Below are 16531 nucleotides of genomic sequence, written 5' to 3' on the forward strand. Positions count from 1 at the left end.
ATTTGCATCCGGTTAAAGATACCAAAACAATTGACGCACGAAATACACAACTTGGTTATACTTATCCAAGTTTAAATTTCCTTACATTTACAAAAAAACATATAAAAGAGCCCTATCCCGCCAGGTTCGCAAGGATAAGGCTCGTGTTGTTTTCATTTTCCTAATATCCATGAAGCATGCTTCAATCAAAATCGTTCTATTCATTTTAAAATGTGAAAAGTTCCTACTTCACAGGCTATTCCCGTTCGATCAGACCGTATTTACCATCATTGCGCTTGTAAACTACGTTAACTTCTTCGTTGTCAATATTGGAAAACACAAAGAAATTATGTCCAACCATGTTCATTTGAAGAATAGCTTCTTCCACATCCATAGGTTTCAATAAGAAACGCTTGGTGCGGACAACTTCCAGCTCATCCAGTTCTACATCCTCATCTTCAGCAACAGCCACGCCACCTGCTGGATCTTCCACAAAAAGGGTTTTCAAGCTGCCTTCCTGACGGAATTTTCGGTTTAGCTTGGTTTTGTGCTTGCGAATTTGCCGTTCAAGCTTGTCTACCACGGCATCAATGGATGAATACATGTCATCGCTCTCGTCTTCGGCACGGAGTACAAGCCCCGGCAAAGGAATGGTTACTTCTACAGTGTGCAAATCTCTGGTTGTGCTTAACGTTACACTTCCATCAGACGTCGGGGGTGCATCGAAATACTTTTCAAGTCTGCTGAATTTCTTATCAACGTAGTCCTTCAAAGCGTCGGTAACCTCGATCTGTTGACCTCGTACTGTTAAGTTCATAGGGCACGCCTCCTTTGCTCCTTCAGTATAGCACATATGTTAACGCCAAGTAAAAAAAGAGACCAACATTTCGAAGCTATTTTACAAATTTCTTCTTTTTTCGCTAAAACGCTTCCTATAACGTCATTCTTTGAAAACAGGTATGTTTAAAATTGACTTGCATACATATGTGAATAATGACTGCATATAGATATTGCCCCGCTGAAGTCATGCCAAACAACTATTTTGGGCTTCATGCTAAGCGATTTTATCGGAAAAGGGGGTGACCTTTTCCCGCTGGATTAGGTACATGGGCTTGTGCGGTATGCAAGGCCTGGTTATAACGCAGGCAATTTATACGAAAGGATTATTACACCCAGCCTAGCTGGCTCTTCCTATACGGAGATCCTAAGATAACGGATTTGGAAGAGATGGAAAGTAGGAAGCTAATCCATGGCTTTTATTCAGCGTTACGTAACGAACCAGACGGGGGCTGTCACCTTTATAGGGAATACACTTGGGCTGGCACGCTCTAATTCGGTAGGAGTGCCGGGAACAGCGACCAGCATTGGCGCGTTCATCACAACTAATACAGCCTCTCGCTTCGGTACGTATCCATTTGGCACGACTTCTACCTTTACCAGTAACTCATCGACAGCATTCCTTGTGCTCCCTGCGGGCAGTACGGTGCTGTATGCTGAGCTTATTTGGGGAGGAAGTTATGCCAACGGCAGTACCAATGTATTGTCCAGCGCCAGCAACCCGGTCACATTTCAGACACCTGCTTTATCTACTACAGTCAGCCCTGAATCGGCAACATCAGTCAACGTCACCAGTCTCAGTACCTATGTGAGAACAGCGAATGTCACAAATCTGGTCATTCAAGGCGGTGCAGGGGCATACACGGTCGGAAATGTGACGGGCACCATCACGGTTCCCGATTCCACCAACACCAACCATGCCGGATGGACGCTGGCTGTGGTGTACAATAACCCGTCTCTGCCCTTCCGCAACCTGTCGCTACGTGTTGGTGGTGAAGGGGTCAGTACCGCTACAGGCTCGGTCAATGTGGTGGTGAGCGGCTTTGCCACGCCCGTACAGGGGACTTTGCGCGGTAGGGCGCTGATTAGCGCGCAAGAGGGTGATGTTGACATTACGGGTGACCGTGCGTTGTTTGGACCTACCACATCCAGTTTGACTGCGCTGTCTGGGCCTAATAATTTTTCGACTAATTTTTTCGCTTCCCAAATAAACGGAGACGACGGTACATTGGTCACGACCGGGACCTTCGGTACAACTAATGCCGTGAATGGGGCACCTGGCACACAGGTGACGGGCGGACGGCAAGGTTGGGACATTACCAATGTCGATATTTCCTCCACGCTGCTCAACAGCCAAACCACAGGTGTCCTCCAGCTGACAACAAATGGCGACATTTACACTGTAAATGCCAATGCCATTCAAATTGATATCAATGCTCCGCTGGTGACCCTGACCAAAACTGCCAGCTCTACAGGCTTGGTTATTGGCGATACAGTGACCTATACGGTTAACATTTCGAATACGGGGCTCGTCAGTGCTTCCAACACAGTACTTACCGATACCATACCAGCCGGGGCTACCTTCGTACCCGGCAGTGTTGTTGTCGCGGGCACAGCCCAGCCAACAGCCAATCCCGCTACAGGTATCACAGTGGGTAGTGTTGCTCCTGCTTCCACGGTGACCATTACATTCCGTGCAACCGTCACTTCATTGCCAGCAAACACCCAGCTAGGCAACCAAGCATCGGCATCCTTTTCCTTCCAAACCGTACCGGGAGGACCTGTCATTTCTGGCAACGTTCCGTCCAACACTGCCAGTACACCGATCTACCAACCTGTTATTGGGATTGTTAAAAGTGCCAATACAACGGCTGCTACAGTTGGAGATACGATTACGTACACGTTTCAGATATCCAACACGGGCAGCATTGCTGCAAATCTCAGCTTTTCGGAGAGCATTCCCGCCGGATCATCCTTTATACCGGGCAGTGTGACCATTGGTGGTTCTTCCGTGCCTGCTGCCAATCCCGCTACTGGTTTTTCAGTAGGAACGATTAATACAGGTGCTACTATACCTGTGACCTTCCAGACCCTCGTCAACGCGGTTCCCGCCTCTGGTAATTTGACCGATCAGGCGGCTTACACGTATACCTTCACACCGCCTGACGGACGTGTATTGAACGGAAGCGGGACGTCCAACACGCTCACCATTCCCGTATCCTCACCAAATGTGACCGTGACAAAAGCCTCTTCCCTGGCGGCAGCCGCGGTCGGAGAGACTGTTCAATTTACCATAACCGCCACAAACAACGGAATCGCCAATGTGACCAATGTAATCATTACCGATCCGCTGCCAAGCGGAGTTGCCTTTGTACCTGGCAGCGTCACCGTGAACGGAACTGCTTCTGCGACTGCTACACCTGTGAACGGTATTCCGATCGGCATTTTAGCTCCAGGCGCATCGGTTACGGTTGTATTTCGGGTAGCCATTAATTCTCTGCCTTCTCCTGCACAGATCAACAATCGTGCAACTGTCAGCTTCACTTCCGGAGCCTTTACCGGATCATCTTTGTCCAATCTTGTAACCATACCTGTCGTTATTGCAGCGCCGACGATTACCAAAAGCGCCAGCTCCAACCGTGCCAGCGTTGGCGGGACGATTACTTATTCATTTCTCATCGCTAATACCGGAACTGCCGTATTAAACACGACCTTGACGGAAACTGTACCGACAGGCTCCACCTTTATTCCCGGAAGCGTCATTGTCGGCGGGTCCTCAGTGCCAGGTGCCAATCCTAATACGGGAATTTCAGTAGGCACCGTCAACCCTGGTGCACAAATTACAGTCTCGTTCCGGACGACAGTGGATTCGCTACCACCTGGGGGTGGATTAAACGATCAGGGCCTACTCCAATATTCATATCAGTTGCAAGACGGAAGAACCCTGTCGGGCTCGCTTCTCTCCAATATTGTTTCCGTATCGATTTCGCTTCCCAACGTAGCAGTAACCAAGTCTGCGGGGTTCACATCCGTTAGTGTTGGCGAAACGCTAACCTACAGTGTGAACGCCGTTAATAACGGAATTGACCCCATCACAAACACCGTGATTACCGATCCACTCCCCGGCAGCGTGTCATTTGTACCCGGAAGCGTAACCGTCGGTGGTTCACCTGTGAGCACAGCCGACCCGAGAAGTGGCATTCCAGTCGGCACCATTGGCGCAGGCGCATCCGTGCAGGTGTCCTATGCTGTGCTGGTCAATGCCGTTCCATCCGTGCAGCCGCTGCAAAACACAGCCAGTGTCAGCTTCACCAGCGGTGCTTTTACCGGAACATCCCAGACAAATACCGTCTCTGTGCCGGTTTATCAGCCTCGCATCAGTGTGACCAAATCTGCAAATACAACAGCAGCTACGATAGGCGACACGATTCTGTACACTTTGCTGGTCACGAACAGCGGCAACTATAATGCTTCTGTAACGCTGACAGATGCTATTCCTGCCGGGTCCACGTTTATGGAGAACAGCGTGGTAATCAATGGCGTTAGTCAGCCCGGAGCCAGTCCAGCAGCAGGTATTTTCATCGGAACCGTGTCGCCGCAAAGCCCTATCACACTGACATTCCAAACTGTAGTGGCTTCTCTTCCAACACCATCCCAACTGACAGACCAGGCCACCGCCGCCATTTCCTTTACGTTGCCCGATGGGCGAGTGCGAACAGATAGCACATCGTCCAACGTGTTATCCATTCCTGTGTCAGCGCCGAATGTGTCCATTTCGAAGACTGCAGACCGTTCCACCGCCATTCCGGGTGATTCGGTGTTATACACCCTGACCGTACTCAACAACGGAATTCAGACCGTGAGCAATGTGGTCGTTTCCGATCCTATCCCGGCTGGCTCTCAATTCACTGCCGGTAGCGTAACGCTGAATGGCTCCACAATAGCCAGTGGAGATCCTTCTTTAGGTATCGTAATTGGGAGCATTGCCGCTGGAGGGGGAGCTACAATCACTTTCAGGGTAACAGTATCCTCTCCATTACCAAGTCCGCCGCAGCTCACCAATCAATCGCGTGCCAGCTACACCAGCGGTGCTTTTTCAGGCGTATCAGTATCTAACCCGGTGACAGTAGCTTTGAACGCTCCGGTATTAAGCGTAAGCAAAACCGCAGAACCTATATCAGCCACAGTCGGGAACATCGTAACGTACTCTGTGGCAGTAACCAACAGCGGTAATATTGCAGCTGCTGCCACATTGACAGACAATATCCCCGCAGGCTCAGCACTGGTACCGAACAGTGTGGTCGTCAACGGTGTTCCTGTTCCCGGTGCCAGTCCCGAAGCAGGTCTGTCTATTGGCTCCATTGCACCTGGAGCCGTGACTCAAACAACTTTTCAGGTGGTGATTACTTCCGTGCCTTTACCTCCCCAACTCACCGACCAGGCGAATATCAGCTTTTCCTTTCAACCGCCGGATGGCCGGATTGTTAACGGCAATGTTTCGTCCAATATTGTTACAATTCCTGTATCGTCACCCAATGTACAGGTAAGCAAAAGCGCCTCGGTAGCTGACGCCGTTCCTGGGGATTCGATAACCTATACCATTACAGCTACCAATAGCGGAGTCCAAACCGTGACGGATGTTCGGGTAAACGATACGATCCCGTCGGGCTCCACTTTTGTTCCTGGCTCGGTTATTGTAAATGGAACGACATTGCCGTCAGCCAGCCCCTTAACAGGGATCCCAATCGGTTCCATCGCTGCTGGAGCGTCAACAACCGTCACCTTTTCCGTGTCTGTCAACAGCCTGCCTGACCCACCTCAGCTGAGTGATCAGGCTACAGTTTCTTTTACCAGCGGTACACTGAATTTCACATCGCTCTCCAACACAGTTGTCATCCCTGTTTACCAGCCTATTATCAGTCTTGTTAAAACCGCAAATACGGGTCAAGCAACGGTAGGCGACACCGTAGTCTATACACTCACTGCTCAAAATACAGGTAACCTAGCAGCGACCGCCACCTTCACCGATGCCATTCCATCTGGTTCCTCCTTTATACCGAATAGTGTCACCGTGAACGGTCTGCCTGTGGCTGGAGCCAATCCCCAATCAGGAGTATTGGTCGGAAACATTGCAGCGGGGGCTTCTGTCGCTCTTACCTTTCAAGTGGTCATTAACGCTGTCCCTACTGGCCTGGGTCTATTAAATCAAGGTTCGGCCACATTCACCTTCCAGCCACCTGACGGCCGCACATTAAATGGAAGCGCACAATCGAATCCGGTGTTCATTCCCGTATCCAATCCGAATGTCACCGTGACCAAAACGGTCAATCAGACCTCTGTAGCCTTCGGCGATACCATTACGTATACCATTAACGCAGCAAATAGCGGCATTACACCCGTAACAGGGACGGTCTTTATCGACCCGATTGCTGATGGCACTACTTTTATACCTAACTCCGTACAAGTCAATGGTGTCACTATACCGGGAGCCAACATCGCTACAGGTGTGTCCGTAGGCACTGTCCCTGCTTCTAGCTCAGCAACAGTCACCTTCCAGGCTACGGTAACATCCTTGCCAGCATCAGGTTTGTCAACGGATCAGGCTACGGTCTCCTTTAATTCAGGGGCTTTCGCAGGTCAATCCGTCTCGAATCAAGTCAGCCTACCTGTACTACAGCCGATCTTGAATGTGACCAATACCCTCAGTGCAGATCGTGCGACCGTAGGGAATACACTCGGCTTTGTCATCACTGTAACCAATACTGGCAACGCGCCTGCTGAAACGGTCGTGCTTGATCTGTTGTCCAGCTCGCTTAGCCTGAATCAGAATAGCGTACTGGTCAATGGTGCGCCCATTCCCGGAGCAGACCCTATTACAGGGATCAATATTGGTTCGGTTGCCCCAGGTGCGACGGTAACCGTGTCGTTTAGCGCCGTGGTCATATCGGTACCACCTGGCTCCATACTGACCAACCAGGCAACTGTGATCTACACGTTCCAATTGCCCGATGGACGAACGCTGAGCGGAAGCGGAGCGGCCCTGCCTGTATCCATTCCGATCTCGTCACCGAATGTAACAGTCACGAAGGCAGCTGATGTGGCTGTCGCTGTCGTGGGTGATTCTGTCCCCTATGTCATAACTGCGTTCAATAACGGACTCGATCCTGTTACTAGCGTAATCGTCACGGATACCATTCCTTTTGGAACCGCCTTTGTCCCGGGCAGCGTTACAATTAATGGTACTCCTGTTGTTACAGCCAACCCACAAAACGGCATTCCTGTCGGAACGCTTGGAGCAGGTGGCGGGGCTACCATTCGCTTTTTGCTTAACGTACAATCGCTGCCGTCACCAGCGTCCATTACCAATGAAGCGACCGTCAGCTTTACTTCAGGTGCATTTAATGGATTTTCGGTATCCAATCCCGTTACCATCCCTGTGTATCAACCGATCGTCACTGTAACTAAAAGCGCGGGAACGGGAAGAGCTACGGTTGGAGATACGGTAACCTATACATTCTCCGTTACAAACTCTGGAAACATCGGTGCAGATACCGTACTTAGTGATCCCATTCCGGCAGGGGCTGCTTTTATACCTAATAGTGTAGTGATCAATGGCACCGCCGCACCCGGTTCAGATCCAAGTGTTGGGATTCCATTAGGTATCATAGGTGCAGCTACGACCGTGACTCTGACCTTTCAGGCAGTCATTACCTCACTGCCCGCATCAGGTACATTGGTCAATCAGGCAACCGCAGCTTACAGCTATCAACCTCCAGATGGTCGTGTCCTGACTGGAAGTGCAGTATCTCCGTCCGTGACCGTCTCGGTCTCTTCGCCAGATGTGGACGTTATCAAAACAGCTTCCGCTACAGATGCCGTAGTCGGAGATACCATTACGTATACTGTGATTGCTACGAATAACGGAATCAGTCAAGTCGTCAATGCCGTTGTATCTGATCAACTACCGCCCGGCACCAGCTTTGTCCCGGGTAGCGTAACCGTAAATGGAGCTTCTGTACCTGCTGCGTCACCAAGCTCCGGTATCCCTGTAGGCACCATTGCAGTAGGTGGTTCGGCAGCAGTTACATTCCAGGTCTCCGTCGTTAGTCTGCCTCAGCCGCCGCAAATAACCAATCAAGCGACCGTCAGCTTTACTTCAGGCGCGTTGACCACGTCTTCGCAATCCGATCCGGTCACCTTGCCCGTTTATCAGCCGATCATCGGCCTGACCAAAACCGTCAATACCGTCAACACACAGATTGGATCAACATTGGTCTACACCCTGACGCTCACCAATACCGGAAATATTTCTGTTATACCTGTGCTGTCGGATAACATTCCTGCTGGCTCTGAACTGCTGCCTAACAGCGTAGTCGTTAACGGCATCCTTGTACCAGGAGCTTCGCCAGTTACAGGCATAACGCTCGGATCACTGGCCCCTTCAGGCAGTATTACAGTGAGCTTCCAAACCATCGTCTCGTCTCTGCCAGCTCCGCCTATATTGACCGACCAAGGGCAAGCGAACTTTACGTACTCACCACCAGATGGTAGGGTGCTGAGTGGTTCCGTCACATCCAATACAGTCAATGTTGCTGTGTCTGCACCTAATATTCAGGTGACGAAAACATCCAGTCTGGCAGCCGCTGTAGTCGGAGATACGATCAGATATACACTGAGCATCACGAATAGCGGTGTGGATTCAGTCACAGATACTGTTGTAACCGATACAATTCCTGCAGGTACCTCCTTCGTTCCGGGCAGTGTCCTAATCGACGGAGTAGCCTTCCCTAATGCCTCTCCGGTTGCTGGAATTGCCATTGGAAACGTCGCACCTGGAAATACATTCGTCGTCAGTTTCCAGACGACCGTCCAGTCTTTGCCGCAGCCACCACTGCTCACAGATATTGCAGCCGTTACGTTTACTAGCGGAACATTCACTGGCACTGCCTTTTCCGATCCACTCATCGTGCCTGTGTTCCAACCGTTAATTGCAATTACTAAAGCATCCAGCACTCTTAACGCCTCCGTCGGCGATACACTGACCTACACGATTACGGCCGTGAATAGCGGCAATATTACAGCAGCGCTTACCATCAGCGATAATATCCCAGCCGGATCGACTTTCCTTGCCAACAGTGTCAGCATTGCTGGCAGTCCGCAACCTGGGTTGTCCATCGAAACCGGCGTTCCAGTTGGGTCCGTGTTACCAGGCGGAACGGTATCCGTAACGTTCCAAACCGTTATTAATACTCTGCCTAATCCACAGGTGTTGGTCGATCAGGCATCTGGCTCATTCACTTTCCAACCTCCAGATGGCAGGACTGTATCCGGATCTGCGGTATCCAATTCAGTGAGTATCTCTGTATCCTCACCAGACGTTAGCATCGTCAAAGGAACGGCGGCTACCGACGCCATTATTGGCGATATCATCACCTACACACTGGCTGTCTCCAACAATGGGATCAGTACAGCCAGTAATATAGTGGTTTCAGATATGATTGCGGCGGGAAGCTCCTTTGTAAATGGCAGTGTTACCATAAACAGCACTTCCTTCCCTGATGGAAACCCTGGATTTGGTATTGCCATTGGTACACTCGCTCCAGGAGCTGTTACTACCGTTACGTTCCAGGTTCGAGTCGATTTCTTGCCCACACCGGCACAATTAAACAATCAGGCATCCGTTAGCTTTACCAGCGGGGCATTTACTGGTAGCTCAACATCTAATGTAATAACCATTCCGGTCTTCCAGCCGATCCTGACAGCAGTCAAAACAAGCAATACCAATAATGCCACAGTCGGAGACATCATCACTTACACGATTGTCGTATCCAACACAGGTAACATTGCAGCCTCAACTACTGTAAGTGACAATATTCCAGACGGCTCTGTATTCCTTCCGAACACAGTCTCAATTAACGGCATTGCAGCTCCCGGCGCAAGCCCGGTTTCCGGCATCCCGACTCCAGCCATACCACCAGGACAATCGGCAACCGTCACTTTCCAAGTGCTGGTATCTTCCATCCCTGCAACCGTATTACTGGTCGATCAGGCTGAGGTAGACTATCGCTTTAATGCACCAGATGGACGAGAGGCAGGCGGTTTCCATTTATCCAACATTGTTGAGGTTGCCGTGTCACCGCTAGACATCACATTAAGTAAAAGCGTAAGCTCACCTTTCGCCACTACTGGTGATACCTTGACGTATGAACTCGTGATCCTCAATGAGAATGCGAATACCGTGCAAGATGTCCGTTTGCTGGATACTCTGCCAGAGGACATCGAGTTTATTACAGGCTCAGTTCAGATTAATGGATCTACGGTGGCAGAAAGCGATCCCGGCACTGGCATATCTTTGCCACCGTTAAAAGCGAATACCAAGACTGTCATATCCTTTGATGTCCGTATCACAGCGACAGAACAGCCAGGACCACGTACGAATCAGGCGCGCTTGTTACTCTCAAATGGTGAAGAAGCGAGTGCCGTTTTGTCCAATGCTGTCACCATTGCCTTACTTCAGCCTGTGGTGAAACTGACGAAAATAGCCAGCACGGAGAGCGTACAGCCAGGCCAAAGCATCACCTATTCCATCGTCGCAGAAAATACGGGAAATATCGGTGCGTTTGGCTTGTTAACGGACTCATTGCCATCGGAGCTTTCTTTTGTTCCCGGCTCTGTTTCGGTTAATGGAATCCCTCAATATGGGGTCAGTCCAGGGCAAGGTATTGCCCTAGGTACCATCGCACCAGGAAAAAAAATGAATACCGTCTTCTCCGCGCTTGTCGTTCGTGCCTCCGAGTCTGGCACACTGGTGAATCAAGCTGCGCTGGCTTACTCCTACCAGCTGCCGGACGGACGAAGCACGAATCTGGTAACTGCTTCACCTTCTGTCTCGGTTAAAGTAGCCCCTACTGCTAAAGGGGCCTTGTCAGCGGTGCTACGCACAACAGTGTCTACTGTCGTATTAGGTGATGCTGTGCCTTATCAGCTGACTCTTGTTAACGATGGAGGCTCGGTTATTACCGATGTAGTATTAGCCGATTACGTACCGAATGGAACCATCATAAACCCAGACAGCTTGAGAATTAACGGATCTCCACCTACTTCTAGCAAGCCAGGTGAACCATTATTTATCGGCAGCTTACAGGCGGGACAGACAATTGATGTATCCTACAGCGTGAACGTTCAGTCTCTGCCCCTCGGAGGACGTCTAAACAATAGCGTACGGCTTCAATATGCTGGCAGTGACGGTGCGAGCGAGGTTACCAGCAACACCGTAACTATAACTGTTTTTGATCCACAGCTTGCCGCAAGTATCTCTACGGAAAATACGGAGGCCATCGCAGGAGAAAGCCTTACTTATACGGTACTCCTCAACAACTTTGGCAACGTAACATCCGAAGTTACACTGCAAAATTTCATTCCTGCTGGAACTCTATTGATTCCTGACAGCATACAGTTGAACGGTCAATCACTGTCGGGAGCCGAACCTGCTGTCGGTGTTAGCCTGGGGTCTGTGGAACCTGGACAGTCATTGACATTGACTTATCAAGTGACCGTATCGGAGACGCCTCCATCTGGCTACATCGTAAATCAAGCTGCCTTTACCTACTCGTTTACGTTACCTGGAGGAAGAGTCGTATCAGGGACATTGACTACGAATACCGTTACCATCCCAGTTGTATTCCCACTGCTCGAATTAGTTAAAAAGGTGAATACCACGGATGCCTCTGTAGGAGACATACTCACCTTCACCATTCAGATTACAAACAAAGGAGGAATCCCAGCACAGTATCCGCTGTTCACAGACCCGTTGCCGCATGGACTCATTTATGTACCCAACAGCCTAACTATCCAAGAAAAAGCACAGCCAGGGGCTAATCCCGCCGCAGGTATCACGCTCCCGGATATTGCACCAGGGGAGACGCTCACCCTTACGCTCCAGGCACAAATCCGTGAAGCACCAGCAGAGGGAACATTCTGCAACCAAGCTACCATCGAATATACCTCACGTCGTAGTGGAGGAGAGACCATCCAGGAAACAACCCAAACCAACACCGTCGGCGTGACCGTTATTGCCGCCATCCCTAAACTTACGCTTAGCTCCAGCGCTTTGCGTGTCGGCCAAGAAGATACCCTGTCCTTCACCGTCCATGTGGAAAACATCGGCAATACTCCCCTGGAGGAACTATTGCTCACAGCACCATTCTCAGCCGAAGATTTCCTTGTACTGAGAACCGTCACCGTGAATTCTGTGCCGCTTCCGCATCCTAACCTGCTCCAAGGTATTCCGTTAGGTCGGCTTGACCCAGACCACAAAGCCGTCATCGTCTTTTCTTTCGACATCGAATCTGCGCTGCGCGCGTATCTGATCGCACAGGTCATCCTGCGCTATCAATTCCGCTATCCAGACGGAAACGTAGAGAAACAATCTGCCTCCTCCAATACCATTTTTGTGGAGATGGCTGACTTTGATGGTTCTCTAGAGTAAAAGTTCTATTGTGTCGAGCTCCTTACCATCGGGTAAGGGGCTTTTTTATGTAATTAGAAAACATAAAAAAGCCCTGGAATATTTTCCAGGGCAGTTGCTAGCGCGTTATCCATTGCTAACCATCTTACCAATTATGTAGGTCGGCTATGCCGGGGATGATTATAATTTGGTTACGTTAGCGGCTTGTGGTCCACGTGCGCCTTCGACAATGTCGAACTCCACGTCTTGTCCTTCTTCAAGTGTTTTGAAGCCTTCTGTTTGAATTGCGGAAAAATGTACAAATACGTCGCCGCCGTCAGACGTTTCAATGAAACCATAACCTTTTTCTGCGTTAAACCATTTTACTTTACCTTGCATGCACTAACATTCCCTTCGTCATCAAATGAAGTGAAGCTCTCGCCCACATTTCCGACTATACCACCCAAAGTTATCCATTGTCAATTGGAATTGATAATGTTTTCATTCATAGTTATTCCAATTTTACAAAGTAATCTATTTCTATAGATTGAAATGGTATATTAAGCAAAGAGTTTACTATACAAGTATAGTAAACTCTTTGTGAATGTTTGAAACTCCTAGGGAAAAAACTTTGAAAATTTTTGTTATTTCTTTTTTACTTAATTATAGTAAACTACCGTTGGCTGGGGCTCAATTCCTTTTGCATAGTAGTAATTCAAGTTACTTACAAAATCAATTACTTTCTTTGTATCGAGATCATACACAAGAATGTCTGGATCTCCAGCCATATCAATAAAATCCAGGCGTCTCGGCGTAGTTCTGCCACTGGTGTCAACAAAAGAGGAACTGTGATACGGTGGATTGCCAGAACTATATGCAGATTCAAAATAGGTAAAAAGCGTATCTGCATTTAGAACAATCAGAACAGCATTATCCGAGCTTGCATAATTTGAGGTATACTTCACAGGCGTAGTGATGCTTTTAACCCGAACATCTGATACATCATGGCTCCTTGAAGAATAACTGCCACCACTAGAGAAGTTGAATTCTCTTGACCATTCCAAATTCGGGTTCGCCACCGTTGTATTGGCAATTGGGGTCCCATTCACCTTAATATCTCCATTTGGATACTCAATGACCGTATATAACAAATTGTTGGAGTAGGATGTTAGCTTGGCCGCCTTACCATTAATCGGTGTATCCGCTGGCGAGGCCGCATTCATGTGGATACTATAGCTTTCACCTACCGTTCCTGTGGAGGTAACACGAAGTCCCCAGTCCCCTGCTTTTAAGTCTGTAGCAAACTTCACTTCAGAGGCCTTGCCTCCAAAACCAGTCAAACTTGCTGTTCCCGTGCTCCAATCAACCGAGTACAAGTCAAATCTATAATTGGGATTACTGGATTTGATCTGAGCCAGAATGCGCCGTTGCACTTGATGAGCTGGCCTCAACTGAGGCTGGAGCTATTGACATACTGCTTAAAACTAAAATGGCTAATAAAATTCCAGAAACATATTTCCCCCACTTCATAAACATCATCCCTTCTCAGAATATTTAAAATTATTCATAGATTGAAAATAATTCCTATGGATGATGTGCTAATTCTATAACATACTTAATTATTCTTTATTCTAAGATTTCGTCTTAGACGATCTTACGTTGAATCTATGAACGAGCATTGATCAGCACTCTTATCATATAAAGAGAGCACTGTCATCTGGGGGAGCTAGGAAGTTTCACTTGCATCTCTTCTCTCCCCGTCCAATAATACCAACTTTCCATTTTTTGAATTCTATAACTGCACTTTATATATAAATTCAATGCATCGTAATTTCGACCTTGTGTTGAAACTACTAGTTGTTCAATCGGCCTACTTTAGTTTATATAACTCATCCACTTTTTCTATATCAAATATGTGGATAACAAGAATATCTACTATTTTCAAATAATCCAGTCATCATATTTTGTATAACAGGAAAGTCATGTTCCGTCGCTAATACAAGAGAACTTTTATTTTGTGCATTAGTTTCTATTCTAGTCTCAAATGTTACTTTAGTATCCACTATACAAATCCTCTTACCATACGACACCTCCATTAGTAGTTAAGCTCTTTTATACTATATTGATAGAAATGTCGAAGTATTTCGTATGTTGTCGCAACATAATAAATAACTGCCAGTTATTCAAAGACAGACCTTATTACGTCCTAAAATTAAATCCACTATTAAACTTTATTTTGAATATATAGACATTAATGTTTAGACATCCCTTTTGTTCTTTTGTATTCTTGGTAAGTAAATTAACTCAAAGGAGAATATAAATGAAAAAGATTTTTATCCCACTCTTACTTTCCATGTTTTTTGCATTATTTATCGTTTCACCCACTTTTGCTGCTACAAGTATTGGGTCAGTATTAGAGCAACCCGAACAAGGTTGGACAAGATATAATCACGACTCAAGTGAGATAACCTATTTAGGTGGAAAATGGACGCTGGATTCATATTCAAAATCTTATAATTCTACAATTGGCAATAAGGATACAGGCATTAAATTTAATTTTACTGGTTCTAAAATTCGATATATATCCACTACATGGTCATCTGGATCATCTAGTAATGATGTTATAATCGACGGTCAAGTTGTTGGTAAAATTAACTTTGCTGGTCCTGAAGTGTATCAGAAGAAAATGATGTTTGAAAAAACGGATTTAAGTCCAGGTGAACACTCATTCGAATTGAAAAATAATGGTACCAACTATATTTTCTTCTATGGTGTGGACATTGAAGGAACTTTAAAACCATTCAATCTAATAAACCCGACTCCTGTGGACCCCGTGCCTGTAGATCCAACGCCTAATCCTGATCCAACACCAACACCAAGTCCTAATCCTGATCCGTCTGAACCTACTGAACCTACTGAACCAACCGAACCAGCACAACCAACTGGCGACCGAGCTATTCTGACTGTAACCATGGACAATGGATTTGATAAAGAATTCGATCTTAGTAAAAAAGAATTGAATGCCTTCATCGCTTGGTATGACGCTAAAGATGCTGGTAGAGGTGCTTCATTCTTTGCCATTGATAAGCACAATAACAACAAAGGTCCATTCAGCAACCGTAAAGACTACGTAATCTTCAACAAAATCCTTACGTTTGAAGTAAGTGAGTATTCAACTAAATAATAAACAACAAAGGACTCCGTACTGGGTTACATACCAGCGGAGTCCTTTTTCACATCTACTCTAAATTCAAACTGCTTACGGAAGAATAAGATCCATTAATCTAATAGATTCCGGCGTTATTTTCTCAACTACTCCTCCGCAGTCTACAATCCCCTTCCTTTGTATCCCTAAGAATTTCTTGTGCTGCATCCTCTACGACTGCCAAATTGTATCTATTCGCCAAATCTAAAATTTTATCCATGTCACAAGCTAGTCCAGCATAATGCACCGGGACAATTGCTTTTGTTTTATCTGTGATCGCATTTTCTATAAGATCTTCATTAATATTCATGGTATCAGGTCGAATATCCACGATACAATCTTAGCTCCTCTTAAAACAAAGGCATTGGCAGTAGATACGAATGTATAAGAAGGCATGATAACTTCATCACCTTGTTGGATATCCGAGAGAATAGCAGCCATCTCCAGAGCATGTGTGCAAGAATTCATTATTAACGTTTTTTACATCAAAAGTTCTTTCAAACTAGTTTGCACATAAACTCGTAAATTCTCCATCTCCCGAAAGATGTCCACTAGAAAATGACTTTTCAACATACTCTCCTTCTTTACCTACGATTGCCGGTACATTGAAATTTATCATTATCATCTCTCATTTCAGCAAATTATATGGTAAAATCTATGCCTATGTAGCTTAATAAAAGTGTGGTGATTTAGTCACAGTCTCTATAATCTGTCTCATAACTTTCTGTAAAAAATTTCATCCGTCCTGTTTATTGCTAAAGATCTTTCCGCGTCCCCTAAATACAGGATTTCCCCATTTTTTTATAAATGTCTTTACATTCAAAACTGTTAATATGATAGTACTCTCCTGCCGTGTGAGCAACATCTCCGAAAGCATATGTAAAAACGGGTAGAGCTTGCCGTAAAGCAATGGCAGCAGAAGTACCGCCTCCAGATCGAACTGTGTTTAAATAAGCGTCACACGGGGTATGGTCATTACATTTCAATAGATCGTCTAGTTCTGTTAAAAAAGAATTAGGTCGGAGCTTAGATTTGAGCCTTAGATGGACAAAACAAAGAGCGGC

At 47.0% G+C, this 16531-nt stretch carries 6 protein-coding genes and 1 pseudogene; 2 read left to right on the forward strand and 5 right to left on the reverse strand.

Annotated elements, in window-relative coordinates; genetic code table 11:
• Positions 1-235: 235 nt before the first annotated feature.
• Positions 236-796, reverse strand: coding sequence for a ribosome hibernation-promoting factor, HPF/YfiA family (gene hpf, locus KAI37_RS23405; protein WP_023990642.1), 561 nt, complete (start codon positions 794-796; stop codon positions 236-238).
• Positions 797-1228: 432 nt separating this feature from the next.
• Here hpf and KAI37_RS23410 point away from each other — a divergent pair, with 432 nt between their 5' ends.
• A complete protein-coding gene (locus tag KAI37_RS23410; RefSeq protein ID WP_220030310.1) occupies positions 1229-12304 on the forward strand; it encodes a DUF7507 domain-containing protein in 11076 nt (3691 codons plus the stop codon).
• A gap of 159 nt (positions 12305-12463) precedes the next feature.
• Here the strand turns inward: KAI37_RS23410 and KAI37_RS23415 are convergent, their stop codons facing one another.
• From KAI37_RS23415 to KAI37_RS23425, 3 genes are all read right to left on the reverse strand, one after another.
• The gene (locus KAI37_RS23415) at positions 12464-12661 is read right to left on the reverse strand and encodes a cold shock domain-containing protein (protein WP_013312263.1); all 198 of its coding nucleotides are present in this window, start codon (positions 12659-12661) and stop codon (positions 12464-12466) included.
• A 260-nt stretch (positions 12662-12921) separates the two neighbouring features.
• Positions 12922-13695: a hypothetical protein gene (locus tag KAI37_RS23420; RefSeq protein WP_258383014.1), complete on the reverse strand. Its 774-nt coding sequence runs from the start codon at positions 13693-13695 to the stop codon at positions 12922-12924.
• A 474-nt stretch (positions 13696-14169) separates the two neighbouring features.
• Entirely contained in the window at positions 14170-14325 is a 156-nt protein-coding gene (locus KAI37_RS23425; RefSeq protein WP_181127318.1) for a hypothetical protein, read from the reverse strand.
• 257 nt (positions 14326-14582) lie between these two features.
• On the opposite strand from KAI37_RS23425, the gene KAI37_RS23430 reads away from it, so the two are divergent.
• Positions 14583-15446: a hypothetical protein gene (locus tag KAI37_RS23430; RefSeq protein WP_220030311.1), complete on the forward strand. Its 864-nt coding sequence runs from the start codon at positions 14583-14585 to the stop codon at positions 15444-15446.
• Between the two features lie 124 nt (positions 15447-15570).
• On the opposite strand, the pseudogene KAI37_RS26595 reads toward KAI37_RS23430, so the two are convergent.
• A pseudogene (locus KAI37_RS26595) lies at positions 15571-15935 on the reverse strand (aminotransferase class I/II-fold pyridoxal phosphate-dependent enzyme).
• Positions 15936-16531: the final 596 nt, after the last annotated feature.

Source organism: Paenibacillus sp. S25, from assembly GCF_019454085.1.
Lineage (GTDB): Bacteria > Bacillota > Bacilli > Paenibacillales > Paenibacillaceae > Paenibacillus > Paenibacillus polymyxa_B.

Coding starts and splice junctions, on each gene's coding strand:
- hpf (WP_023990642.1), bottom strand. CDS start 796: ATGAACTTAACAGTACGAGGTCAACAGATCGAGGTTACCGACGCTTTG.
- KAI37_RS23410 (WP_220030310.1), top strand. CDS start 1,229: ATGGCTTTTATTCAGCGTTACGTAACGAACCAGACGGGGGCTGTCACC.
- KAI37_RS23415 (WP_013312263.1), bottom strand. CDS start 12,661: ATGCAAGGTAAAGTAAAATGGTTTAACGCAGAAAAAGGTTATGGTTTC.
- KAI37_RS23430 (WP_220030311.1), top strand. CDS start 14,583: ATGAAAAAGATTTTTATCCCACTCTTACTTTCCATGTTTTTTGCATTA.